The sequence below is a fragment of the Pseudomonas agarici genome (assembly GCF_900109755.1).
Classification (GTDB): domain Bacteria; phylum Pseudomonadota; class Gammaproteobacteria; order Pseudomonadales; family Pseudomonadaceae; genus Aquipseudomonas; species Aquipseudomonas agarici.
In genome coordinates this window covers 63,020-85,825 of sequence record NZ_FOAR01000025.1, presented here as the reverse complement: position 1 = coordinate 85,825, position 22,806 = coordinate 63,020, and the positions used below count along the sequence as shown (strand labels likewise).

The following is a 22,806-nucleotide window of genomic DNA, read 5'->3' as shown; positions in this document are numbered from 1 at the left end:
TTGGAGTGGCAGTATAACGGCGTGGATTTCGATGGATTTTGGCGGCAGAAGTGTACGGTCGTGGATGCGAAAGGCAAGTATGCGAAGCATATTGACTCTGAAGGAAAGCCACGAAGAGGATTCCCAAGAGAGGTTATGTTTCCTGCTTTTGAAAAAGAGCTTAATAGACAAAAGACAGCTATTGAGCATGCTCACCCACAAGCCAAGATAGAGTGGCACTTCATGGAACCTTAAACTTATGAGCTTGCTGTTAACGCATTAAGGCTCGATACGCGAGTATGTAATTATACCCCTTTACCTATAAAAATGGTGGCCGTATGATCACAATACAAATCGACGTAGAAATCCCAATGAGCGCCCTTTCTCCTGAGGAAGGTTACGCACGAATAGATAAAATCATTAAAAAAATGGCAACCGTACATCCCAGCTTTTCAGACTGGTTTGGTGGTTTAAATAACGCCGATGATAAATTTGTATCTTTCCGCCAGCGAAAATCGTTTATCGAACGCTTAAAATTGAGTATTGATAAAGGCTACGAACATGAAGGAGTTACGGTTCGCGCTACCACTGACGGAGATGTAGATGGTCCTGAGAAAGAAGGATGCGCGACTATTTGGATCTCCCCCACATCAGGATTTTTGAGAATAGATATTTGGCATCCTCTAGAAGCATTTGGCCCTGAAGAAACAACTCGTATATGTAAAGAAATTTTATGTATGGTGGTAAAAATCGAGCATGCTAGCTTTGCATATGTAGATGTTATTGCTAGAATTAAAAACCATAAATCCCCGAAGACATTTAAGCGAATCTTTGCAACATTCCCACATCGCAAATGCCTTGGGTGGATGGCATTTGTACCAAAAATAGTAACTGCTGAGCAACTACCTTTGGCCGCAGAACTTATCAACATCCCAAAAAAGGGCACCATCATTGTTGCCGTTAATGACCCATTCGACCTAACCAATATGGCACATATCCGTCGCACCAATGAGATAGAAATGGATATGGTGGATCTTGATTTATTGCCGTTAACCGATCCAAGTTTCCTTTGAGTTGGAATTGAAATCCCCACACCGCCAATGCGGTGTGGGGATCGTACCCTTGAGCGCCTGATCGAGGGGCGCAGCCCATGTCGCGGGTGGCAGCGAGCTGCTCCGGGACATGAATATTGACCAGCGTCTGCGCCAAGCCAACAACCCCAATGCGGCTGCTGAAGATTTCTTAACCGTTTTATCCGCTCAAAATCGTTGGGAGCCCTGATATGGCCGCTATTCCTGCCCATGGCCTGCGCTTGCTTGGCCAGCTATTCAAACGAGCCGGTACTGCCGAAGGCGTTCGGGCTATCGATAAAGTCGTTGTGACGGGCGCGCAAGCTGAGAGCCGTTGTGACAATGAAGAAAGCACCGCTGATGATTGTTTCCACGCCCTGCGTGGGGCCGATCATCAGCGGTGCAGTAAATCAGGCAACTGTCCCCGCCACTGTGCCTTCGCTGGCAACGCCAGGAAAAACCCGTTGAGCAACGACGAGCGCGCCGGGTAGCTCAAGCGCTCGCCGCTCAACGCCAGCACTTCGCCACCGGCCCCCTCCAGCACCCCCTGCGCCGCCGCCGTGTCCCACTGGGACGTTGGCGCCAGGCGCGGATAAAAGTCCGCCGCGCCTTCGGCCAGCAAACAGAACTTCAGCGAGCTGCCGATATTGGCCAAGTGCAGTTCACCCAGGCTGGCGCTCAATCCAACCAGCAATTGCTCCTGCTCGGGGCTCGAATGCCGACGACTGGCGACCACGGTAAACGCCGCACCGGTCGGCGGCAGTTCGCGCACCTGGATCGGCTCGGGCGCCAAGCCGGCATCCGCGCGCCAGGCGCCCAGCCCCGCGCCGCCGAAGTAAACGCGGCCATTGGTCGGCATCGACACCACGCCGAACACCACCCGACCCTGCTCGATCAAGGCAATGTTCACGGTGAACTCGTCGCTGCCGCCAATAAATTCCTTGGTGCCGTCCAGCGGGTCCACCAGCCACCAACGCTGCCAACCGGCGCGCACCTGCTGGGGGATATCGGCGTCCTCTTCGGACAACACCGCAATGCTAGGGTCCAGCGCGGTCAGGCCGGCCAGAATCAGGTGATGGGCCGCCAGGTCCGCCGCCGTCACTGGCGAGGCATCGGCCTTGTCCATTACTTCGACATCGGCACGCCAGAACGGCAGGATCGCCTCGCCCGCCCGGCGCGCCAGTTCGATCACTGGGGCCAGGTACGGGTGCGGCAAATTCAACAACGGATCACTCATGGCTGAAACACTCCACGTTGGGTCAACAGGTCCCGGGCCAGGTACAACGCCGCCAGTGCGCGCCCTTCGCTGAACTGCGGGTTCAGCACCAAACCGGACAGCTCGCGCAGGTTCACCCGGTCGATCCGCATCGGCTCCGGTTCGTCGCCCTCCAGGCGTTCTTCATAAAGGTCGCTGGCCAGGACGACCTGGATCTTCTGGCTCATGTAGCCGGGAGACAAAGACAGCTCGGTCAAGTGTTCCAGTTGCCGGGCGCCGTAACCGGCTTCTTCTTTCAATTCACGCTCAGCGGCCGCCAACACGTCCTCGCCCGGCTCGATCAGGCCCTTGGGCAGCGATAGCTCGTATTCGTCGGTGCCACCGCAATATTCCTCGACCAGCAACGCATGCTCGGCATCGATCATCGCCACGATCATCACCGCCCCATAACCCGCGCCTTTGCCCACCAGGCGTTCATAGGTACGCTCGACACCGTTGGAAAAACGCAACTGCACCTGTTCGACACGAAACAGACGGCTGCTGGCGACAATTTCGCGGGCGAGTACGGTGGGTTTCTGGCGCATGCAAGCTCCTTGGCGTGAGCGGGTTACTATACAGCCTCTTTGAACGCTGCCGCGCTCGCGATGCTTTCCAGGAAACTGTATACCGTGGCTTTTCCAATTGCCTGTTGCCTACTTTATTTTCTTGGCCGAGAAGTTTTCCATGTCCTCATTACCTTGGCACGACATCGATACCGTTCTGCTGGATATGGACGGCACCCTGCTCGACCTGCATTACGACAACCACTTCTGGATGGAGCACCTGCCCCGGCGTTATGCCGAACTGCACGGCATCAGCCTGGCGTTGGCCGAGGCGCAGCTGGGAGGGTTATTCAAAGACCATGCCGGACAGTTGAAATGGTATTGCCTGGACTTCTGGAGTGCCGAGTTGAAGCTGCCGGTGCGCGAACTCAAGCGCGAGACCGCCGAGCTGATCGCCCTGCGCCCGGATGCCGATACCTTTCTGGCGGCGATCAGGCAGGCGGGCAAACGAGTGATCCTGATCACCAATGCCCATCGCGACTCGTTGTCGCTGAAGTTGGAGCGAGTCGAACTGGCGGCATATTTCGAACGGCTGATCAGTTCCCATGACTACGGCTTTGCCAAGGAAGACCCGCAGTTCTGGGATGCGTTGCAGGCCGATATCGGCTTTGATCCGGCGCGCAGCTTGTTTATCGACGACACCCTACCGATCCTGCGCAGTGCCGAGCGCTTTGGCGTAGCGCACCTGTTGGCGGTAAGCGAGCCGGACAGTCGCAAGGGGCCCAAGGATACCGAGGAGTTCGCGGCAGTCACCGACTACCGCGAACTGATCAACGGCTTGTGATCATTGTGGTGAGCCCGCCAGATCGAGCTCGCCACGGCTGGCACTTATCGATCAATCAGGGATTCGCAGTTTCTGCCCTGGATAAATCTTGTCCGGATGCGACAACAACGGCTTATTGGCCTCGAAGATTTTGTTGTACTGGTTAGGGTCGCCATAGACCTGCTTGGCGATCTTGCTCAGCGTATCGCCCTTCTTCACCTCGACAAACCGCGCCGCCGGCTGAGCCTGCCCTCTGACGGTGATCTGGTCGTCGACACTGCCGATACCGGCGATATTGCCCAGTGCCAGCAGGACCTTTTCCTTCTCTTCCTGGCTAGCCACCGCTCCCGTCACCGTGACCTTGTCGCCTTCCACCGTGGCCTGGACATTCGGATTGCCCAGGCCGACCTTGGCGATATGGCCTTTAAGTTGCTCGCCGGCATGGGCGTTGCCCGGAGTCAGCAGGTCGATCAGTTTCTCGCCCGCCTCTTTCATAAAGCTCAAGATACTCATGGTTCCTTCTCCTTACGGATTGATGTCCAGACGCGAAAGACCAATGGCCTGTACGGTAAGTTCATTAGCTCAAGTTCGCAGGCCAGGAACGGCTGGCGACGAAATTGACTAACAGAACCGACCACACCGACCACTCAACCGGCGACGTCTATGACAGGTTCCGGACCGCCCAATCACTTAGCGTAGTCCAAGCGCGCTAGAATCCCGCGCTGGACCGCACCTGGAGCGACGATGGACATCAAACAGCTGAAATTCCTGATTGCCCTGGACGAAACCCGCCACTTCGGCCAGGCGGCGGCGCGCTGTCATATCACCCAGCCGACCCTGTCCATGCGCTTGCGCAGCCTGGAAGAAGAACTCGAACTGCAACTGGTCAATCGCGGTCAGCGCTTCGAAGGTTTTACCGCCCCCGGCGAACGGGTGCTGGCCTGGGCCCGTACCGTCCTGGCGGCCTATGAGGGATTGCAGGCAGAGGCCGCCGCCTGTCGTGGCAACCTGGTCGGGACCCTGCGCCTGGGCGTGGTGCCCTTGTCGAGCTTCGACCCGCTGCTACTGATGCAGCGCCTGCACGGCGAACACCCGAGCCTGCGCTTCGAGCTGTCGTCCCTCAGCTCCGAGCAGATCCTCGAACAACTGGCGAGCAATCGCTGCGACCTCGGCGTGTCCTACCTCGAACACCTCGACACCGACCGCTTCGAAGCCCTGGCCCTGAGTGAAACCGCCATGGGCCTGCTCTACGACCAGCGTTTCTTCAGCTTCGGCGAACAGCCCTTAAGATGGGAAGCACTGATCGAGCTGCCCCTGGGCATGCTCACCAGTGGCATGCACTTTCGCCAGTCCATCGACCACAACTTCCACAGCCGGGGCCTGAGCCCGCAACCGCTCCTGCAGACCGATGCCGTTCATCAGTTACTGCAAGCCGTACACGGCGGCCTATGCTGCGCGATCATGCCGCTGCACGGCGGTTTCGAAGGCCTGACCGATCATCTGCGCCTGCAACCGATCGAAAACGCCCAGACCCTGGCCCGTCTTGGCCTGATCATGCGCCGTGGCGCCCCACGCTCGGGCCTGGCCGAGGCCTGTTTCGCGCTCTATCAGAAATTGCAGAACGCATCTTGATCGAGGGCATCTATCGATGGATCAGTACTAGCAATTAGACGCGACCCTTCGCCGCGCTTAGTCTGGATACTGGATATTCCACCGGTGATACTCCATGAACGCCAAGCCAGAGGCCTGCGCGATCCCTGCCTTGACAGCGCCCGCCGCCAGCCAGAGTTATCAATACGGCAACCTCGACCGCAGCGCAGCCGCCGAGACGGCGCTGGCCGAAGAGGTCGCGCTGGCCATTGCCTACAACGGCATCAGCCAGGCGGTGATGCTGGTCACGCCCACGGACCTGGAAGACTTTATCGTTGGCTTCAGCATCGGCAGCGGGATTATCCATGACGCCTCCGAGCTTTATGATCTGAAGCTCAGCGGCAGCGGTTCAGCGCAACATGCCGAAGTAGAAATCTCCAGCCGTGCGTTCTGGAACCTCAAGGAACAACGTCGTCAACTGGCCGGCACCAGCGGCTGCGGCCTGTGTGGCGTAGAGGCGCTGGAGCAGGCGTTGCCTGAACTGGACGCGCTGCCCGGCGCGTCCCTGCCGCCAGCCGCATGGCTGGACAACCTGCGCCAGCGCATCAGCGCCCTCCAGCCCTTGAGCCAGCACTGCGGCGCGGTACACGCCGCACTGTTTATGAACCACCAGGGTGAACTGCTGCTGGGCCGTGAAGATATCGGGCGGCACAACGCCCTCGACAAGCTGATCGGCGCGCTGGTTCGCCAGCAGATCCCGACCGCAGGCGGCCTGGCCATCGTCACCAGCCGTTGCAGTCTCGAATTGATCCAGAAAGTCCTACGGGCCGGCATCCAGACCCTGGTCAGTCTGTCGTCCCCTACCGGCCTGGCCCTGCAATGGGCTCGTCGGCACAACCTCAATCTCATCCACCTGCCGCACAAAAGTGCGCCACGGGTCTACAGCCCCGCGATGGAGAACCAAGCGTGAGCAATCAGCAGCAAGCCGACCAGATCCCGACCCCACGCTACAAGCCCTACAAGGGCGCAGCGGGTGGCTGGGGCGCCTTGATCCGCGTGGCACAGGCCTGGATGACCAGCGGCAACGCCGTGAAAAACCTGCGCATGATGCTCAAGACCAACCAGAACGGCGGCTTCGACTGCCCAGGCTGCGCGTGGGGCGACTCGCCGCAAAGCGGTAAGGTCAAGTTCTGCGAAAACGGCGCCAAGGCGGTCAACTGGGAAGCCACCCAGCGCCGGGTGGATGCCGCGTTCTTCGCCAAGCACAGCGTCAGCGCGCTGTTCGAGCAATCCGACTACTGGCTCGAATACCAGGGGCGCCTGACCGAACCGATGAGCTACGACTCAACCACCGACCGCTATCGTCCCATCAGTTGGGAAGCGGCCTACGCGCTGATCGCCAAACACCTGCGCAATCTCTCCAGCCCCGATCAGGCCGAGTTCTACACCTCGGGCCGGGCCAGCAACGAGGCAGCGTACCTGTATCAGTTGTTTGTCCGAGCATTCGGCACCAACAACTTCCCGGACTGCTCGAACATGTGCCACGAAGCCAGCGGCGTGGCCCTGGCGCAAAGTATCGGGGCCGGCAAGGGCACCGTGACCTTCGAGGACTTTGAACACGCCGATGCGATTTTCGTCTTGGGCCAAAACCCCGGCACCAACCACCCGCGAATGCTCGAACCCCTGCGTGAAGCCGTGAAACGCGGCGCCCAAGTGGTCTGTATCAACCCGCTCAAGGAGCGCGGCCTGGAACGCTTCCAGCACCCGCAGCACCCGCTGGAGATGCTCACCAACGGCGACAAACCCACCAACACCGCCTACTTTCGCCCCGCCCTGGGTGGCGACATGGCCCTGCTACGCGGCATGGCCAAGTTCCTGCTGCAATGGGAACGCGATGCCCAGACGGCGAACGAGCCGTCGGTGTTCGACCACGACTTCCTTAACGAGCACACCGCCAATGTCCTCGACTACTTGGCCGCCATCGACGACACCCCTTGGGAGCACATCGTCTCGCAATCGGGCCTGACCCTGGTGGAGATCGAACAATCGGCGCGGATGTACGCCAAGAGCAAGAACGTCATCATGTGCTGGGCCATGGGTATCACCCAGCACAGGCATTCGGTGTCGACGATCCAAGAGATCGCCAACCTGATGCTGCTGCGCGGCAATATCGGCCGCCCAGGCGCCGGCCTGTGTCCGGTACGCGGCCACAGCAACGTGCAGGGCGACCGCACCATGGGCATCAACGAGCGCCCGCCGGTAGCCTTCCTCGACGCCCTGGAGCGGCGTTTCCAATTCAAAGTGCCACGCGCCAACGGCCATAACGTGGTCGAAGCCATCCATGCCATGCTCGACGGCCACGCCAAGGTCTTCATCGCCCTGGGCGGCAACTTCGCCCAAGCCACCCCGGACAGCCCGCGCACCTTCGAAGCGCTACGCAACTGCGATCTGACCGTGCAGATCAGCACCAAGCTCAACCGTAGCCATCTGACTCACGGCAAGGCGGCGCTGATCCTGCCGTGCCTGGGCCGTACCGATATCGACCTGCAAGCCGAAGGCGCGCAAGCCGTTACCGTGGAAGACTCGTTCAGCATGGTCCACGCCTCCAACGGCCAGTTGCAGCCACTGTCGAAACAAATGCGTTCGGAGCCCTCGATCATCGCCGGCATCGCCGCCGCCACCCTCGGCGCACAGCCGGTGGACTGGAACTGGTTGGTGGCCGACTACGGGCGTATCCGCGAGTTGATTGCCGACACCGTTCCCGGTTTCAAGGATTTCAACCAGCGCCTCGCCCTCCCAGGCGGTTTCTACCTGGGCAACACTGCCGGCGCCCGGCGCTGGAATACCCCGTCGGGGCGGGCGAACTTCCGCTCGAACCGGCTGCCGGCCGACCTGATCCACGAACGCATCCACGCCACCGGCAGGGTGCCAGACCTGATCATGCAGTCGATGCGTTCCCACGACCAGTACAACACCACCATCTACGGCCTCGATGACCGCTATCGAGGGGTCAAGGGTCAGCGCGACGTGCTGTTCGTCAACGAAGCGGACATCATCCGCCTGGGCTTCAAGCCGGGGCAGAAGGCCGATATCGTCGCGCTCTGGGAAGACGGACGCGAGCGCCGGGTCAAGGGTTTCACCCTACTGGCCTTCGATATTCCCGCCGGACAGGCCGCCGCCTACTACCCGGAAGTGAATCCCCTGGTGCCCCTGGAGAGCATCGGCGACGGCAGCCACACACCGACCTCCAAGTTCGTCGCGATCCGCCTGGAAATGGCCAGCGAAACCGGTTTGATCATGGCCAGGGCCAGTTAGGTGACGACAAGCAACCGCTGACAGCCGGAAAACAGAAGGGTTCAAGCAAAGTGAGACCGTCCTGAAGGGACTAAGTTCCTTAGTAAAAACAGTAAGTTATGATTTTGTATAGCATTCGTGCTATTCGTCGGATTTCCATTGTAACGACTCCGTAACAAGCCTCAGGATCGCGCTGTCATCCCTTTGAGGCTCCTCTCACATGAAGTTCTCGTCGATTCTCTTGTTGTCCCTGAGCCTGGCCAGTGGCGTCGCCTCGGCTGGCGGTACCACCGAAGCCGGCATTGGCGGCGCATTGGGTGGCGTGTTGGGTTCCGCTGTCGGTCAGTCGCTGGGCGGCAATACCGGCTCGACCATCGGCGCGGCACTGGGCGGCGCGGGTGGTAGTGCGGTGGGTGCCGACCGACACAGCCGTGGCGAAGCCGCTATTGGCGGCGCCCTGGGCGCCGCCGGCGGCAACGTGGTCGGGCGCAGCGTGGGGGGCTCCACCGGCAGCCTGATCGGCGCCGCGGCGGGCGGTGGCGCCGGTGGTGCACTGGGTAACTACATGGGTAACTCCAGTGATCGCGACGATCATCATTACCGGGACCATCGTCGCGACTATCGCGGTGATCACCGTGGCCGCGGCCATGCCTATGGCCATCGCAAGCACGATCGCCATTGGCGCTGATCGAGCCAACCGCAAAAGGGACGCCAGGGCGTCCCTTTTTGCTGCAGTACCGTCCATCCCCGGCAAGCAATGCATAAAACCCGTCGCGAAAGGCCTCGACCATGCAAATTGCATGGAACGCAGACCCAGATAAATTTTTAACCCGTTGAAATAGCTGACTATTTATCAAGGAATAGCTTGGCATGTCCGCTGCTATCTCCTGAATGAAGGCTGTACGTCTTTTCACTTCAGGAGCGCGACAACAATGATAGGGAACCCCGAAACCTATGCTGGTGCAGTGCACGACTCGTCGAATCACTCAGGAGTTTCCTGGGCAGCGATCTTCGCCGGAGCCGCTACCGCGGCCGCACTTTCCTTCCTGCTGCTCATACTCGGTGCCGGACTGGGCTTTTCCGCCGTCTCGCCGTGGTCGGGCGAAGGTATCAGCGCCAAGGGGCTTGGCGTCTCGGCGATCATCTGGCTGGCCGTGACGCAAATCATCGCCTCGGGCATGGGCGGTTATCTGGCCGGGCGCCTGCGGGTGAAATGGACCCGCATGCACGCTGATGAGGTTTACTTCCGCGACACCGCCCATGGCTTTCTAGCCTGGGCGGTGGCGACCTTGCTGACTGTCACGGTGATAGCCAGTTCGGTCGGCGGTATTCTCGGCGGCGGCCTCAAGGCGGGAGTGACGGCGGCCTCCGGGGCCACGAACAGTCTCACCAGCGCCGCCGCGCAGAGTACCAACAGCCATTCCGACTACTTTATCGACCTGTTGTTTCGCGATAACCGCCCAGCCGCGGTAAGTGCAGACGCGGTCCACGCCGTGGTCACGCGGATTTTGGTTCGCAGCCTGGGCAACGGCCAGTTGAGCAATGACGACCGCGCCTATCTGGCGCAAGTGGTGAGCCAGCGTACCAGCCTCAGCCAGGCCCAGGCCGAAGAGCGCGTGAACCAAGTCTACAGTCAGGCCCGCCAAGCGATCGAAGACGCCCGGCAGGCTGCCGACCGGGCTGCCAAAGCCGCCGCATGGTCGACCCTGTGGATGTTTATCGCGCTGCTGATCGGTGCCTTCTTCGCCAGCCTGGCCGCTACGTTCGGTGGGCGCCAACGCGATGGCGTGACGTACCTGCAAGCCAGCGAATACCACACCGACGCCGTGACCCCGCGTTAATCCAAGGAGAATCAACATGCGCTCACTTTTACTGTTCTTTTTGGGTGTGCCCATCCCGATCATTATCCTGATCGCACTGTTTGTACATTGATGTATCGACAGCGACCCTGCTTTGAGGGTCGCTGTCGTTGTCGGCGCTCTGCCTAATCCACCCCTCCCGCAGGCAGCGGACAGCAACGACCTGACTTTCTTCTAGTTTTCCCCGCTTTTCCGTAAGTGACATTGTTCACATGCCCGCCGACACCGTTGTCATGCCAGCGCGTGACGATCGGCTGGACATACCGATAATCAGCGCGTTATGGCAGGTGCTCGGTCATAAGGGCCTTGGCTCGCAAACAAGCGCTCAGAAATGAGCGCCGAGAAAACTGAAATAGCGCTCTCGGTACTCCGGGAGTTCATTCGCCAGATGATGGCGGGCCTCGGCCAGCATCAACACTTCGGGCTGATCGAACTTACTGCGCAGCACCGTCAGGTTGTGCCGCCAGTCAACGGTCATATCGCCATCGCCCTGGACGATCAGCGGCCGACGTGGGCTTTGCGCCGCGCCTTCGATACCTGGTATCCAGCGCGCCAGGGCGCCGACCCAGGCGGTGGGCAAGCGCTGCGGTTGCAGCGGATCGGCCTGCAGGAACGGCATGAACGCCGGGTCATGGGTGTTCTCGCTGAAGCGTCGGGCAATGCCTTTGACGAACGGTTTGAGCAGATAATAGCTGAACTTCGACCAGCCCCAGTCCCGTGGCCGTACCAGCGGCGAAAACAGCACCACCTTGCCCTGCGCCGGGCTTTCAAGGCCGTGCCGGAGCAGGTGATCGACGACGATGGCGCCGCCCGTGCTCTGCCCGAACAGGTGCCAGGGCTGTGGCAGGTCAAGGGACCGGGCTTCGTCGAACAACCCTTGCAGTGCCCGCTGGTACTCGGCGAAATCGTCGATACTGGCCCGCTCACCGCTGGACAGGCCGTGGCCCGGCAGGTCGCAGGCGAGTACCGCAAATCCCCGATCCAGCGCCCAGTCGATCACGTTACGATACAGCCCCATGTGATCGTAGAAACCATGGAACAGAAACAATGTCGCCACGGGGTCGCACGGCAGCCAGAGCTGGCTGACCAAATCGAAGCTGGCGCTCTTGAATGCGCCGAGGCGGCTGCTGAAGGGCGCCGTGCGATGGGCCAGGTCCAGGCCATAGAGGCGTTGGTAAGCCTGCGCCGACGCCGACAGCGGCTGCGCCGCAGCCAAGGGTCGCAGGCTGGCGCGCAGGGAGTCGGGGGCGAAGGTGACGGGCATAAGGGGCGTCCAGGCAAGGGTGCGGCAACGTCGAGAGGTTTTACTGAGTTGCGATATTCTTCTGTCGGGGCGGGCATGGCAAGCTACACGACTTTCAAGGACCCAATCGCCATGCCCAAGACTCGTCACAAGACATTGCTCAGCGGCCTGCTCGCCGTGGTTTGCGCGGCGGGACTGTGGCTGGCCTACGACTGGTTCCAGGGCCGCTATATCCGTGCCTTCAGCGACCAGACCGCGCTGTTCGCCGGCGACCGCCTCAGCCTGCCGGCAGACCTGGCCGGCCCGGGCAGAATCCGCCTGGTGCATTTCTGGGACCCGACCTGCCCCTGCAATGTCGGCAACCAACAGCACCTGGGCGAACTGATCGCGCATTTCGCGCCCTTGGGCGTGGACTTCTATTCGGTGCAAAAACCCGGCACCCATGGCCAACTTCCCACCACTCTGGGCGCCATTCGTCCACTGGCGCGCCTCCCCGGTGCCGAACACCTGACGGTCAGCCCCGCGGTGGCGATCTGGGACCGCGATGGCCAGCTCGCCTACTTCGGTCCCTACAGCCAGGGCGCCACCTGCAATTCCAGCAACAGCTTTATCGAGCCGATCCTGCAAGCCCTGAGCGAAGGGCGCACGGTCAGTGCAACAAACAATATGGCCGTAGGGTGTTATTGCCAGTGGTCGCCGGGTACCTAATGACCCGTGTGGCGAGTGCTGTTGATCAATTTCTGCTCCACTCACGCTGACTCGGCCATACGAGCCCGGAGAAATACCAGAGACTGTCATGGGCATAAGCGCGAGACTTACCCACTTTCGCGACGTCAAAGATAGGAACAAAAAAATAGCGAGACCCTACTTCTACAACACAGTAAGCAAAAAGCTACAAACGCTGTGTACCATGAAAAAATCCTGTCTTTGCCCAATGCATATCCAGCCCGACCGGTGATGATCCTTCCCGACCGTACCGGCAGCCCTGGCCCGCACAAGGAACCCCGCATGAAACGCAGCCTGATCATTCTCGTCGTCTTGGTCGTCGCCCTGGCCGGCGGGGGTACCTGGTACGTCCAGGGCAAACTGCCGACGCGTCAGGGCCAGGTCACGCTGGGCAATCTGCATGGGCCGGTCACCGTGCGTTACGACGAGCGCGGTGTGCCGCATATCCGTGCCGAGAACGAGACCGACCTGTATTGTGCCCTGGGTTATGTGCATGCCCAGGACCGCTTGTTCCAGATGGAAATCATCCGGCGCCTGGCACGCGGCGAGCTGTCCGAGGTCCTCGGTCCCAAGACCCTGGAAACCGACAAGCTGTTGCGCAGCCTGCGCATCCGTGATCGCGCCGACCGTTATGTCGCCGAACTGGACAAACAATCCCCGGCCTGGAACGCACTGCAAGCCTATCTGGACGGTATCAACCAGTACCAGGCCAGTCATGCCAGGCCGCTGGAGTTCGACGTGCTGGGCATCGAGCGCAGGCCCTTTACCGCCGAAGATACCATCAGCGTCGCCGGCTACATGGCCTACAGTTTCGCCACTGCATTGCGCACCGAACCGCTGCTGACCTATGTGCGGGACAAACTGGGCGCCGACTACCTGAAGGTGTTCGATCTGGAGTGGCGTCCCCAGGGCGCGCTCGGCTCCCCGACGCCGTTGGCCGATGCCGACTGGAAAGGCCTCGGCGCGCTGGCCCGGCTGAGCGATCAAGCCCTGCGCGATGCCGGAGTGGCGCAGTTCGAAGGCAGCAACGCCTGGGCGGTATCGGGCAGCCGGACCAAAAGCGGCAAGCCGTTGCTGGCGGGCGACCCGCATATCGGTTTCTCGACCCCGGCGGTGTGGTACGAGGCACAACTGTCGGCGCCCAATTTTGAGTTGTACGGTTACCACCAGGCATTGGTGCCGTTCGCCTTTCTTGGCAACAATCCGGCCTTCGGCTGGAGCCTGACCATGTTCCAGAACGATGACCTGGACCTGATCGCCGAGAAGACCAATCCCGACAACCCCAACCAGGTCTGGTACCACGGCCAGTGGGTCGAGATGACTCGCAGCGAACAGCAGATCGCAGTCAAGGGTCAGTCGCCAGTGACGATTACCCTGCTCCAGTCGCCCCACGGACCGATCGTCAACGACGTGATCGGGGCCAACGCCGGGGCCAGGCCAATCGCCATGTGGTGGGCCTTTCTCGAAACCCCGAACCCGATTCTCCAGGGTTTCTACGAACTCAACCGCGCCGATACGCTGGACAAGGCGCGCGACGCCGCCAGCAAGATCCAGGCGCCCGGCCTGAACCTGATATGGGCCAACGCCAAGGGCGATATCGGCGGGTGGAGCGCGGCGTTGCTGCCCAGGCGCCCGGCAGGGGTCAACCCGGCCTTTATCCTCGATGGCAGCACCCGCGACGCCGACCAGGACGGCTTCTATCCCTTCAGCGCCAATCCCCAGGAAGAGAACCCGGCACGCGGCTATATCGTTTCGGCCAACACCCAGCCGGTATCACCCACCGGCATGGTCATTCCCGGTTATTACAACCTCGCCGATCGCGGCCAGCAACTGAACCGACAACTGGCCGATACCAGCGTGCGCTGGAGTCTGGAGAACAGCCAGAAACTGCAACTGGGCACCACCACCGACTATGGCCCACGACTGCTCAGGCCATTACTGCCGACGCTACGCGAAGCGGCGAAGAACCCGACCGAGCTGAAGCTGGTAGAACAGTTGGCGATGTGGAAGGGCGATTACCCGATCAGCTCCACCAGCGCCACGCTGTTCAACCAGTTTCTCTACGAACTGGCCCACGCGGCCATGCATGACAAGCTCGGCGACGACTACTTCAACACGCTGCTCAACACCCGGGTGGTGGACGCCGCGTTGCCGCGCCTGGCAGCCGATGAACATTCGCCCTGGTGGAACGGCAACCGCGCCGACACGGTGAAACGCGCCTGGCAGGCGACACTGGCCCATCTCAGGACCACCTATGGCGACGACTCGGCCGCCTGGACGTGGGGCAAGGCCCATACCCTGACCCACGGCCATCCACTGGGACGGCAGAAGCCGCTGGACCGGTTGTTCAATGTCGGCCCATTCGAGGCGCCGGGCAGCCACGAAGTACCGAACAACCTCTCGGCGAAAATCGGCCCGGCGCCCTGGCGGGTGACCTATGGTCCGTCGACCCGACGCTTGATCGACTTCGCCGACCCAGGTCACGGCCTGACCATCAACCCGGTGGGACAGAGCGGGGTGCTGTTCGACAAGCATTACAGCGACCAGGCCCAAACCTATATCGAAGGCGGGTACGAGCAGGCGCATATAAACGAAGTCGAGGTCTCGGCCAATACCCACGGCGTACTCAAGCTGATACCGGCCAAATAATCCCTGATCGCCGCTGTTTACCGATCAACGCGCATCAACCGCTTGACCAATAAATCAGGCAAGTTCTTGCGTGTATCAGCAATAATATGAATGTAGATTTTCTCACCACGCAGCTCATAGATGATGCGATTCAAGCCCGATACAGCCTGGCCGTATTGGTTCAGGTGGAGCTTTTCGATTTCCGTCGGGACAGAACCTGCATAGGGCGACATCGCCAAATGACCAATCGTGTCCTTGAGCTTGCCGTAGCTATCATTCCAGGCTTGTGCGGAGAAATTTCTCAGCAGGTAACTCCTGAGTTCCTTCAAATCGATTTCCGCCGATCGAAGAATGACGACATCCACCTTCATTATTCTTCAATCTCATCCAGCTCTGCGAAGAGCTCTTGCGCGCTACGGAAGTGGCCTTGCTCTATTTCTTTGTTACCCAGCGCCAATAGCTTCAAGAGCGCCATTGTCTCTTCATGCTCTTCATAGCTTCGCACATCCATGACAACGAGCTTGGCTTCGCCATTCTGGGTGATCAACAACGGCTCACGACTTTCGGTGATGGACTTGACGATTTCTGCCGTATGGCTTTTCAAGTAGCTGATCGGTCGGATCTGTGAGGAATATTTCATAAGGAGTCTTCGCCTCGAATTGACAGGACTAAGTTTAGTCTTAATTCAGTCCTATCGGAATCATTCCAGACGAAATACGTTTTAACCCGCCAAACCGACAAAATGCCGGCGCAACTGCCGCGGCGCCACCCTCCCAGCTCCGAGGCTTACCTGATTGCGGGGTAAGACCCAGAGCCCCGTGGGTGCAGGCGATTGGCATTCCCGCTGGCCCGCGAGGCTTTTGAGGGCTACACGGCCTCGGTGGCAGGCGCGCGACGCACGTCCGGCTGTTTCCAGGAGTTGGCCGCCCCTTCCTCGATGGCTTGCTGGATAGCCTTCTTGCGGCGCTCCTCGGCCTGGCGACTGAAGTACCAGACCAGAAAAGTCACCAGCGACACCGCCAGCAGGATCAGGCTGGCCACCGCGTTGATTTCCGGCTTCACGCCCAGGCGCACCGCCGAGAACACTTCCATCGGCAAGGTGGTGGAACCTGGACCCGAAACGAAGCTGGCCAGTACCAGGTCATCCAGGGACAAGGCGAAAGACATCATGCCGCCCGCCGCCAGCGAGGGCGCGATCATCGGGATGGTGATCAGGAAGAACACCTTCCACGGGCGTGCGCCGAGGTCCATGGCCGCTTCCTCGATGGACAGGTCAAGCTCGCGCAGCCGCGCCGATACCACCACCGCCACATAGGCCGCGCAGAACGTGGTATGGGCGATCCAGATGGTGACGATGCCACGCTCCTGGGGCCAGCCGATCATCTGCGCCATGGCCACGAACAGCAGCAACAGCGACAGACCGGTAATCACCTCCGGCATCACCAACGGCGCCGTGACCAGGCCACCGAACAGGGTGCGGCCTTTGAAGCGGGTGATACGGGTCAGGACGAACGCCGCCAGGGTGCCCAGCGCCACCGCCGCAATCGCGGTGTAGCAGGCGATTTCCAGCGAGCGGGCAACCGAGCCCATCAGTTGGCTGTTATCCAGCAGGCCGACGTACCACTTCACCGACCAGCCGCCCCAGACCGTCACCAGTTTGGAGGCGTTGAACGAGTAGATCACCAGAATCAGCATCGGCAGGTAGATGAACACCAGGCCCAGTACCAGCATCAGGTTGGAAAAACTGAAGCGCCTCATTCCTTGCCCTCCATTTCTTTAGCCTGACTGCGGTTGAACAGAATGATCGGCACGATCAGGATCGCCAGCATCACCACCGCGAGCGCGGACGCCACCGGCCAGTCACGGTTATTGAAGAATTCTTGCCAAAGCACTTTACCGATCATCAGGGTTTCCGGACCGCCAAGCAGCTCGGGAATCACGAACTCACCCACCACCGGAATGAACACCAGCATGCAGCCGGCGATGATGCCATTCTTCGACAGTGGCACGGTGATCTTCCAGAAGCTGTTGAAGCGGCTCGAACCCAGGTCGGACGCGGCCTCCAGCAGACTGTAGTCGTGCTTCACGAGGTTGGCGTACAGCGGCAGGATCATGAACGGCAGATAGGAATACACCACGCCGATATACACCGCCAGGTTGGTATTGAGGATCTGCAGCGGCTCATCGATCAGCCCGGTCCACATCAGGAACGCGTTGAGCAACCCGTTGTTGCTGAGAATGCCCATCCAGGCATAGACGCGGATCAGAATCGCGGTCCAGGTCGGCATCATAATCAGCAGCACCAACACGGTCTGCAATTCCTTGCGGGCGCTAGCGATGGCGTAGGCCATCGGGTAGCCGATCAGCAGGCACAGCAGCGTGCTGAACAAGGCCATCTTCAGCGAGCCGAGGTACGCCGCGAGGTACAGGCCATCGTCGCCCAGCATCGAATAGTTGCCGAGGTTGAGGACCAGTTGCATCTTCTGTTCGACGAAGGTGTAGATCTCGGTATACGGCGGAATCGCCACATCCGCTTCAGCAAAGCTGATCTTCAGGACGATGAAGAACGGCAACATGAAGAACAGGAACAACCAGAGGAAAGGGATCCCGATGACCGCATGACGGCCAGAGGGGGTTATTCGATGCAGACGGCGCTTGAGCTTTCGCAGGTTCATGAACGCAGTACCACGCCGCTGTCGTCTTCCCACCAGACGTATACTTCGTCGCCCCAGGTCGGCCGCGCGCCCTGGCGTTCAGCGTTGGCGACAAAGGACTGTACCAGCTTGCCACTTGGCAGCTCGACGTAGAACACCGAGTGACCGCCCAGGTAGGCGATATCGTGTACCTTGCCGCGTGACCAGTTGTACTCACACTGCGGCGGCGTCGTGGTGACCAGCAGCTTCTCCGGACGAATCGCGTAGGTCACACTCTTGTCCTGGACCGACGTGCTTACGCCGTGACCGACGTAGATATTGCGCTCCAGTTCGGGACTGGTGATCCGCGCATAACCTTCGGCGTCATCGACCACCGAGCCTTCGAAGATATTGACGTTGCCGATAAACTCGCAGACCAGCCGGCTGGTCGGGGTTTCATAGATATCAATCGGGCTACCGATCTGGGCGATCCAGCCCAGGTGCATGATCGCGATCCGCTCGGCCATGGTCATGGCCTCTTCCTGATCGTGGGTCACCATGACGCAGGTCACGCCGACGCGTTCGATGATCTCGACAAGCTCAAGCTGCATCTGCGAACGCAACTTCTTGTCCAGAGCCCCCATGGGCTCGTCGAGCAGCAACAGCTTCGGTCGCTTGGCCAGGGAACGGGCCAGGGCCACGCGCTGGCGCTGGCCGCCGGAGAGCTGGTGCGGCTTGCGCTTGGCATACTGGCTCATTTGCACCAACTTGAGCATTTCGGCCACGCGGGCATCGACCTCGGCTTTCGGGATCTTGTCTTGTTGCAGACCGAAAGCGATGTTCTGCGCCACGGTCATGTGCGGGAATAACGCATAGGACTGAAACATCATGTTGATTGGCCGCTCGTAGGGTGGCATCTCGGTGATGTCCACGCCATCGAGGTAGATCCGACCTTCGGTCGGCCGCTCAAAACCTGCGAGCATGCGCAGCAAGGTGGATTTACCCGAACCCGAGCCCCCGAGCAGGGCGAAGATCTCGCCCTTCTTGATGTCCAGGGACACATCGTCCACGGCAATCGTTTCGTCGAACTTCTTTGTGACCCGGTCGATCTTGACCAACACCTGCTTGGGTGATTGATCGCCCTCGAGGGCTTTCTTATAGGCGCCGGAGGCAACAGCCATTTGCAAAACTCCCAACAAAATTTAACCGCGAGGCCAAGACAGCCCGGCATTGGATAGTTTGACCCGAAGGCCCCGGCGGACTACTTGCCCGACTTCACCTTGGTCCAGCTACGGGTCATCAAACGTTGGATTTTCGGGGGTAGCTCAGAATTGACATACAGCTTGTCCACCACCGTTTGCGGTGGGTAAACCGCTTCGTCGGTGCGCACGGATTGATCCATCAATTCACCAGCCTTCGGGTTCGGGTTGGCATAGCCGACATAATCACTGACCTGGGCGATGGCTTCAGGTTGCAGCAGATAATTGATGAAAGCATGAGCCTCTTTGGCATTACCGGCGTCCTTGGGAATCGCCAGCATATCGAACCAGAGGTTAGCGCCTTCCTTGGGAATCACGTAGGCGATATCCACGCCTTTCTTCGCCTCTTGGGCGCGTTTCCTGGCCTGGAAGATGTCGCCGGAGAAGCCAGCCGCTATGCAAATCTCACCGTTGGCCAGATCCGAAATGTACTTGGACGAGTTGAAATAGGTGATGTATGGCCGTACCTTGAGCAACTTCTCTTCAGCCCGCCGGTAATCCTTTTCATCGGTGCTGTTGGGGCTCAGGCCCATATAGTTCAGCACCGCCGGGAGCATTTCATCGGCCGAATCGAGGAAGGCCACGCCACAACCGGAAAGCTTCTCGATGTTCTGCGGCTCGAACAGCACCGCCCAGGAGTCGATCTTGTCGACACCCAGCGCCGCCTTGACCTTCTCGACGTTATAGCCAATGCCATTGGTGCCCCAGAGGTACGGCACGGCGTACTGGTTACCCGGATCGTTCTTCTCCAGGCGCTTGAGCAACAGCGGATCGAGGTTGGCGTAGTTGGGCAATTGCGACTTGTCGAGCTTCTGGAAGGCGCCGGCCTTGATCTGCTTGCCGAGGAAGTGGTTGGACGGCACGACTACGTCATAGCCGGTATGCCCGGCCAGCAACTTGCCTTCCAGGGTTTCATTGGAATCGAAGACGTCATAGACCGGCTTGATGCCGGTCGCCTTCTCGAAGTCAGCCAAAGTGCTCTCGCCGATATAATCGGACCAGTTATAAATATGCACGGTGGGCGCGGCCTGGATACTGACGGCCAACGTCAGGCCGGCACCGACCAGCATGGCTTTGCGAAACAAAGAAATAGACACTCGCAGGTCCTCTCATTAGTTGGGCCTGAGTTGCCCCGGTCACATGGCGTCAAACCACCCGGTGACAAAACCGGCGCGCAACTTACCCTCGATAAACCGATCCAGCAAAGTTTTCTGTCGATAGGCGTGTACCTTGTGGGGGGGCCGGGCTTGCCCGGGCCCCACAAGTGGAGCGGATTATTTACCCGACTTGATCTTGGTCCAACTGCGGGTCAGCTCACGCTGGGTCGCCGCCGGCAGGTCGGCGATGGCATAAAGCTTGGCCTGTACGTCGGCGGGCGGATAGATGCCAGGATCGCTGGTGATGCTCTTGTCGACCAGGGCGGTTGCCTTCTCGTTGCCGTTCGGGAAACGCACGCTGTCGGTGATCGAGGCCATGACTTGCGGTTTGAGCAAGTAGTTCATGAACTTGTAGGCACCCTCGACGTTTTCCGCGTCCTTGGGAATGGCGACCATGTCGTAGAAGCTGCCGGCGCCTTCCTTCGGAATGTCGTAGGCGACCTTAACCTTGTCACCGGCTTCGGCGGCACGGGACTTGGCCTGCTGGACGTCGCCCGAGTAACCGACGGCGACGCAGATATTGCCGTTGGCCAGATCGGAAATGTATTTGGAGGAGTGGAAGTAGGTGATCGAAGGACGAATCTTCAGGAACAGATCCTCGGCTTTCTTGATGTCCTCCTTCTTCTGGCTGTCGGTCGGCAGGCCCAGGTAGTGCAGGGCTACCGGCAACATCTCGGTCGGCGAATCGAGGAAGCTCACGCCACAGCTCTTGAGCTTGGCAATGTTTTCCGGCTTGAGCAGGATGTCCCATGAATCGATCTTGTCCACGCCCAACACCGCCTTGACCTTCTGCGGGTTGTAGCCGATGCCGATCGAGCCCCACATATACGGGAACGCATGCTTATTGTCCGGGTCGCTGATCGACACCGCCTTTAACAGCGACTTGTTGAGGTTGTCGTAGTTGGACAGCTTGGACTTGTCCAGCGCCTGATAGACGCCCGCTTTGATCTGCTTGGCCAGGAAGTTATTGGACGGCACCACGATGTCATAACCGGACTTGCCGGCCAGCAACTTGGCTTCCAGGGTTTCGTTGCTGTCGAATACATCGTAGACCACCTTGATCCCGGACTCTTTTTCAAAGTTCGCGATGGTGTCCGGGGCAATGTAGTCGGACCAGTTATAGATGTGCAGCACCTTGTCATCGGCCTGAGCGGCACCCATCGCGCCCAGCAAAGACAAGGCAAGGAGAGCCTTGCCGGTGTTATTAAAACCTAATGCCTTCATGCGTCATGCTCCAATTTTTCTTTTTTTAAACCCGCTGTTCGGCGACCGATTCCCAGGCAACTCGAAACAGTGGGTAGTCTGGCAAGATCACAGGTGGGCTTTCAAGGAAAGACCCGCTTTTCTGATCGTTTCGAGCAAAAGTATCTACACCGCACTTGCGTTAAAAGCCTAGCACCTAGCCCTGCAACGCACTGAGGGTCAGGTCCAGGCATCGACGCGCCTTGGTCACCAACTCGTCGATCTCGGCCTTGCCGATCACCAGCGGCGGGGCAATGATCATGGTGTCGCCGACGGCACGCATGATCAGGCCATTGTTGAAGCAGAACTGCCGGCAGATCATACCGACCCCCTTGCCGGCGTACCGCGCACGGGTGGCCTTGTCCTTGACCAGCTCGATAGCCCCCAACAGACCCACACCGCGAACTTCACCCACCAGCGGGTGATCGTTCAGTTCCCGCAGGCGTTTTTGCAAATAGGGTGCCGTTTCGGCGTGGACGTTCTCGATAATTTTCTCATCGCGCAGGATACGGATATTTTCCAACGCCACCGCCGCCGCCACCGGATGCCCGGAGTAGGTGAACCCGTGGTTGAAATCGCCGCCTTCGTTGAGGACCGCGACCACGTCGTCACGCACGATCAGGCCACCCATGGGGATGTAGCCGGAGGTCAGGCCCTTGGCGATGGTCATCATGTGCGGCTTGAGGCCGTAGAAATCGCTACCGAACCACTCACCGGTGCGCCCGAAGCCACAAATCACCTCGTCGGCGACAAACAGGATGTCGTATTTGGCGAGGATTTCCTTGATCCGTGGCCAGTAGCTGTCTGGCGGTACGATCACACCGCCAGCCCCCTGGATCGGCTCGGCGATAAAGGCCCCCACGGTGTCCACGCCAAGCTCGAGAATTTTTTCTTCCAGTTGGTTGGCCGCCCAGATGCCGAACGCTTCGGGGCTCATGTCACCGCCCTCACCGAACCAGTAAGGCTGCGCAATATGGACGATGCCGGGGATCGGCAGATCGCCCTGTTCGTGCATGTAGGTCATGCCACCCAGGCTCGCGCCGGCCACGGTGGAACCGTGATAACCGTTCTTGCGGCTGATGATGGTTTTCTTTTTCGCCTGGCCCTTGATCGCCCAGTAATGGCGAACCATGCGCAACATGGTGTCATTGCCTTCGGAGCCGGAGCCGGTGAAGAACACGTGGTTCATGCCTTCGGGGGCGATATCGGCGATGGCCTTGGCCAGTTCCAGTACCGGCGGATGGGCGGTCTGGAAGAACAGGTTGTAGTAAGGCAGCTCGCGCATTTGCTTGCTGGCGGCGTCGGCCAATTCGTCGCGCCCGTAACCGATGGCCACGCACCACAGGCCGGCCATGCCGTCGAGGATCTTGTTGCCTTCACTGTCCCAGAGGTAAACGCCCTTGGCGTTAGTGATGATGCGCGGGCCTTTCTCTTTCAACTGCTTGAAGTCACTGAAGGGGGCCAGGTGGTGATCGCTGCTGAGGGCTTGCCACGCAAGGGTTTGCGGGTTGTTGCTGGTCATACGGTTCTCCTGGATAACAGTGC

At 59.7% G+C, this 22,806-nt stretch carries 23 protein-coding genes; 10 read left to right on the top strand and 13 right to left on the bottom strand.

Annotated elements, in window-relative coordinates:
* A partial coding sequence (locus BMX68_RS20240; RefSeq protein ID WP_218145923.1) for a Tox-REase-5 domain-containing protein occupies positions 1-234 on the top strand: 234 nt, incomplete at its 5' end.
* 83 nt (positions 235-317) lie between these two features.
* On the top strand, positions 318-1,052 hold the full coding sequence (locus BMX68_RS26170) for an Imm52 family immunity protein (protein WP_211208488.1): 735 nt from the start codon (positions 318-320) through the stop codon (positions 1,050-1,052).
* Between the two features lie 251 nt (positions 1,053-1,303).
* Here the strand turns inward: BMX68_RS26170 and BMX68_RS26000 are convergent, their stop codons facing one another.
* From BMX68_RS26000 to nudE, 3 genes are read right to left on the bottom strand one after another with little or no spacing between them, the layout of a single operon-like run.
* Positions 1,304-1,444 carry a hypothetical protein gene (locus BMX68_RS26000; protein ID WP_017132539.1) on the bottom strand — a complete coding sequence of 47 codons (141 nt, stop codon included), beginning with the start codon at positions 1,442-1,444 and terminating at the stop codon, positions 1,304-1,306.
* On the bottom strand, positions 1,444-2,286 hold the full coding sequence (gene cysQ / locus BMX68_RS20230; protein ID WP_017132540.1) for a 3'(2'),5'-bisphosphate nucleotidase CysQ: 843 nt from the start codon (positions 2,284-2,286) through the stop codon (positions 1,444-1,446). Before cysQ ends, BMX68_RS26000 begins: the two co-directional genes overlap by 1 nt.
* Complete coding sequence (gene nudE / locus BMX68_RS20225) at positions 2,283-2,849, bottom strand: ADP compounds hydrolase NudE (protein WP_017132541.1); 567 nt, start codon at positions 2,847-2,849, stop codon at positions 2,283-2,285. Before nudE ends, cysQ begins: the two co-directional genes overlap by 4 nt.
* A gap of 139 nt (positions 2,850-2,988) precedes the next feature.
* Between nudE and yrfG the strand changes: the two genes are divergently transcribed.
* Positions 2,989-3,651 carry a GMP/IMP nucleotidase gene (gene yrfG / locus BMX68_RS20220; protein ID WP_026013235.1) on the top strand — a complete coding sequence of 221 codons (663 nt, stop codon included), beginning with the start codon at positions 2,989-2,991 and terminating at the stop codon, positions 3,649-3,651.
* 51 nt (positions 3,652-3,702) lie between these two features.
* Here yrfG and lysM read toward each other — a convergent pair whose 3' ends face one another.
* The gene (gene lysM, locus BMX68_RS20215; protein ID WP_017132543.1) at positions 3,703-4,143 is read right to left on the bottom strand and encodes a peptidoglycan-binding protein LysM; all 441 of its coding nucleotides are present in this window, start codon (positions 4,141-4,143) and stop codon (positions 3,703-3,705) included.
* Between the two features lie 231 nt (positions 4,144-4,374).
* Between lysM and BMX68_RS20210 the strand changes: the two genes are divergently transcribed.
* The 5 genes from BMX68_RS20210 to BMX68_RS20190 all read left to right on the top strand — a co-directional run bounded on the left by BMX68_RS20210 (position 4,375) and on the right by BMX68_RS20190 (position 10,355).
* Positions 4,375-5,262, top strand: coding sequence for a LysR family transcriptional regulator (locus BMX68_RS20210; RefSeq protein WP_017132544.1), 888 nt, complete (start codon positions 4,375-4,377; stop codon positions 5,260-5,262).
* Positions 5,263-5,356: 94 nt separating this feature from the next.
* Complete coding sequence (fdhD, locus tag BMX68_RS20205; RefSeq protein ID WP_017132545.1) at positions 5,357-6,190, top strand: formate dehydrogenase accessory sulfurtransferase FdhD; 834 nt, start codon at positions 5,357-5,359, stop codon at positions 6,188-6,190.
* Positions 6,187-8,535 (top strand): FdhF/YdeP family oxidoreductase, encoded by a 2,349-nt coding sequence (locus BMX68_RS20200; protein WP_017132546.1) that lies wholly within the window; start codon positions 6,187-6,189, stop codon positions 8,533-8,535. Before fdhD ends, BMX68_RS20200 begins: the two co-directional genes overlap by 4 nt.
* Positions 8,536-8,734: 199 nt before the next feature.
* Positions 8,735-9,202, top strand: coding sequence for a glycine zipper domain-containing protein (locus BMX68_RS20195; protein ID WP_060783185.1), 468 nt, complete (start codon positions 8,735-8,737; stop codon positions 9,200-9,202).
* 244 nt (positions 9,203-9,446) lie between these two features.
* Positions 9,447-10,355, top strand: coding sequence for a hypothetical protein (locus BMX68_RS20190; RefSeq protein WP_017132549.1), 909 nt, complete (start codon positions 9,447-9,449; stop codon positions 10,353-10,355).
* A 343-nt stretch (positions 10,356-10,698) separates the two neighbouring features.
* On the opposite strand, the gene bipL is transcribed toward BMX68_RS20190, so the two are convergent.
* Positions 10,699-11,637: a phospholipase BipL gene (bipL, locus tag BMX68_RS20180; RefSeq protein ID WP_017132551.1), complete on the bottom strand. Its 939-nt coding sequence runs from the start codon at positions 11,635-11,637 to the stop codon at positions 10,699-10,701.
* A gap of 111 nt (positions 11,638-11,748) precedes the next feature.
* On the opposite strand from bipL, the gene BMX68_RS20175 reads away from it, so the two are divergent.
* Both BMX68_RS20175 and BMX68_RS20170 read left to right on the top strand, forming a co-directional pair.
* Complete coding sequence (locus BMX68_RS20175; protein WP_017132552.1) at positions 11,749-12,324, top strand: DUF6436 domain-containing protein; 576 nt, start codon at positions 11,749-11,751, stop codon at positions 12,322-12,324.
* Positions 12,325-12,624: 300 nt separating this feature from the next.
* Complete coding sequence (locus BMX68_RS20170; protein ID WP_017132553.1) at positions 12,625-14,991, top strand: penicillin acylase family protein; 2,367 nt, start codon at positions 12,625-12,627, stop codon at positions 14,989-14,991.
* A gap of 17 nt (positions 14,992-15,008) precedes the next feature.
* On the opposite strand, the gene BMX68_RS20165 is transcribed toward BMX68_RS20170, so the two are convergent.
* The 8 genes from BMX68_RS20165 to BMX68_RS20130 form a co-directional block, all read right to left on the bottom strand.
* On the bottom strand, positions 15,009-15,341 hold the full coding sequence (locus BMX68_RS20165; RefSeq protein ID WP_017132554.1) for a type II toxin-antitoxin system RelE/ParE family toxin: 333 nt from the start codon (positions 15,339-15,341) through the stop codon (positions 15,009-15,011).
* Positions 15,341-15,610: a type II toxin-antitoxin system Phd/YefM family antitoxin gene (locus BMX68_RS20160; protein ID WP_017132555.1), complete on the bottom strand. Its 270-nt coding sequence runs from the start codon at positions 15,608-15,610 to the stop codon at positions 15,341-15,343. Before BMX68_RS20160 ends, BMX68_RS20165 begins: the two co-directional genes overlap by 1 nt.
* Positions 15,611-15,837: 227 nt before the next feature.
* Positions 15,838-16,728, bottom strand: coding sequence for an ABC transporter permease subunit (locus BMX68_RS20155; protein WP_017132556.1), 891 nt, complete (start codon positions 16,726-16,728; stop codon positions 15,838-15,840).
* The gene (locus tag BMX68_RS20150; protein ID WP_017132557.1) at positions 16,725-17,645 is read right to left on the bottom strand and encodes an ABC transporter permease subunit; all 921 of its coding nucleotides are present in this window, start codon (positions 17,643-17,645) and stop codon (positions 16,725-16,727) included. The genes BMX68_RS20155 and BMX68_RS20150 overlap by 4 nt, the downstream gene beginning before the upstream one ends.
* Positions 17,642-18,784, bottom strand: a complete 1,143-nt coding sequence (locus tag BMX68_RS20145) for an ABC transporter ATP-binding protein (protein ID WP_017132558.1) — start codon at positions 18,782-18,784, stop codon at positions 17,642-17,644. The genes BMX68_RS20150 and BMX68_RS20145 overlap by 4 nt, the downstream gene beginning before the upstream one ends.
* Positions 18,785-18,864: 80 nt before the next feature.
* Complete coding sequence (locus tag BMX68_RS20140; protein WP_026013236.1) at positions 18,865-19,959, bottom strand: polyamine ABC transporter substrate-binding protein; 1,095 nt, start codon at positions 19,957-19,959, stop codon at positions 18,865-18,867.
* A 177-nt stretch (positions 19,960-20,136) separates the two neighbouring features.
* Complete coding sequence (locus tag BMX68_RS20135) at positions 20,137-21,243, bottom strand: polyamine ABC transporter substrate-binding protein (protein WP_017132560.1); 1,107 nt, start codon at positions 21,241-21,243, stop codon at positions 20,137-20,139.
* 175 nt (positions 21,244-21,418) lie between these two features.
* Positions 21,419-22,783, bottom strand: a complete 1,365-nt coding sequence (locus tag BMX68_RS20130; protein WP_017132562.1) for an aspartate aminotransferase family protein — start codon at positions 22,781-22,783, stop codon at positions 21,419-21,421.
* Positions 22,784-22,806: the final 23 nt, after the last annotated feature.

Bases quoted from the DNA above. Each gene is read 5' to 3' on its own strand.
- bipL (WP_017132551.1), bottom strand. From the start codon at position 11,637: ATGCCCGTCACCTTCGCCCCCGACTCCCTGCGCGCCAGCCTGCGACCC.
- nudE (WP_017132541.1), bottom strand. From the start codon at position 2,849: ATGCGCCAGAAACCCACCGTACTCGCCCGCGAAATTGTCGCCAGCAGC.
- BMX68_RS20210 (WP_017132544.1), top strand. From the start codon at position 4,375: ATGGACATCAAACAGCTGAAATTCCTGATTGCCCTGGACGAAACCCGC.
- BMX68_RS20190 (WP_017132549.1), top strand. From the start codon at position 9,447: ATGATAGGGAACCCCGAAACCTATGCTGGTGCAGTGCACGACTCGTCG.
- BMX68_RS20195 (WP_060783185.1), top strand. From the start codon at position 8,735: ATGAAGTTCTCGTCGATTCTCTTGTTGTCCCTGAGCCTGGCCAGTGGC.
- BMX68_RS26170 (WP_211208488.1), top strand. From the start codon at position 318: ATGATCACAATACAAATCGACGTAGAAATCCCAATGAGCGCCCTTTCT.
- yrfG (WP_026013235.1), top strand. From the start codon at position 2,989: ATGTCCTCATTACCTTGGCACGACATCGATACCGTTCTGCTGGATATG.
- BMX68_RS20150 (WP_017132557.1), bottom strand. From the start codon at position 17,645: ATGAACCTGCGAAAGCTCAAGCGCCGTCTGCATCGAATAACCCCCTCT.
- BMX68_RS26000 (WP_017132539.1), bottom strand. From the start codon at position 1,444: ATGATCGGCCCCACGCAGGGCGTGGAAACAATCATCAGCGGTGCTTTC.
- BMX68_RS20145 (WP_017132558.1), bottom strand. From the start codon at position 18,784: ATGGCTGTTGCCTCCGGCGCCTATAAGAAAGCCCTCGAGGGCGATCAA.
- BMX68_RS20175 (WP_017132552.1), top strand. From the start codon at position 11,749: ATGCCCAAGACTCGTCACAAGACATTGCTCAGCGGCCTGCTCGCCGTG.
- cysQ (WP_017132540.1), bottom strand. From the start codon at position 2,286: ATGAGTGATCCGTTGTTGAATTTGCCGCACCCGTACCTGGCCCCAGTG.
- BMX68_RS20170 (WP_017132553.1), top strand. From the start codon at position 12,625: ATGAAACGCAGCCTGATCATTCTCGTCGTCTTGGTCGTCGCCCTGGCC.
- lysM (WP_017132543.1), bottom strand. From the start codon at position 4,143: ATGAGTATCTTGAGCTTTATGAAAGAGGCGGGCGAGAAACTGATCGAC.
- BMX68_RS20135 (WP_017132560.1), bottom strand. From the start codon at position 21,243: ATGAAGGCATTAGGTTTTAATAACACCGGCAAGGCTCTCCTTGCCTTG.
- BMX68_RS20130 (WP_017132562.1), bottom strand. From the start codon at position 22,783: ATGACCAGCAACAACCCGCAAACCCTTGCGTGGCAAGCCCTCAGCAGC.
- BMX68_RS20155 (WP_017132556.1), bottom strand. From the start codon at position 16,728: ATGAGGCGCTTCAGTTTTTCCAACCTGATGCTGGTACTGGGCCTGGTG.
- fdhD (WP_017132545.1), top strand. From the start codon at position 5,357: ATGAACGCCAAGCCAGAGGCCTGCGCGATCCCTGCCTTGACAGCGCCC.
- BMX68_RS20165 (WP_017132554.1), bottom strand. From the start codon at position 15,341: ATGAAGGTGGATGTCGTCATTCTTCGATCGGCGGAAATCGATTTGAAG.
- BMX68_RS20160 (WP_017132555.1), bottom strand. From the start codon at position 15,610: ATGAAATATTCCTCACAGATCCGACCGATCAGCTACTTGAAAAGCCAT.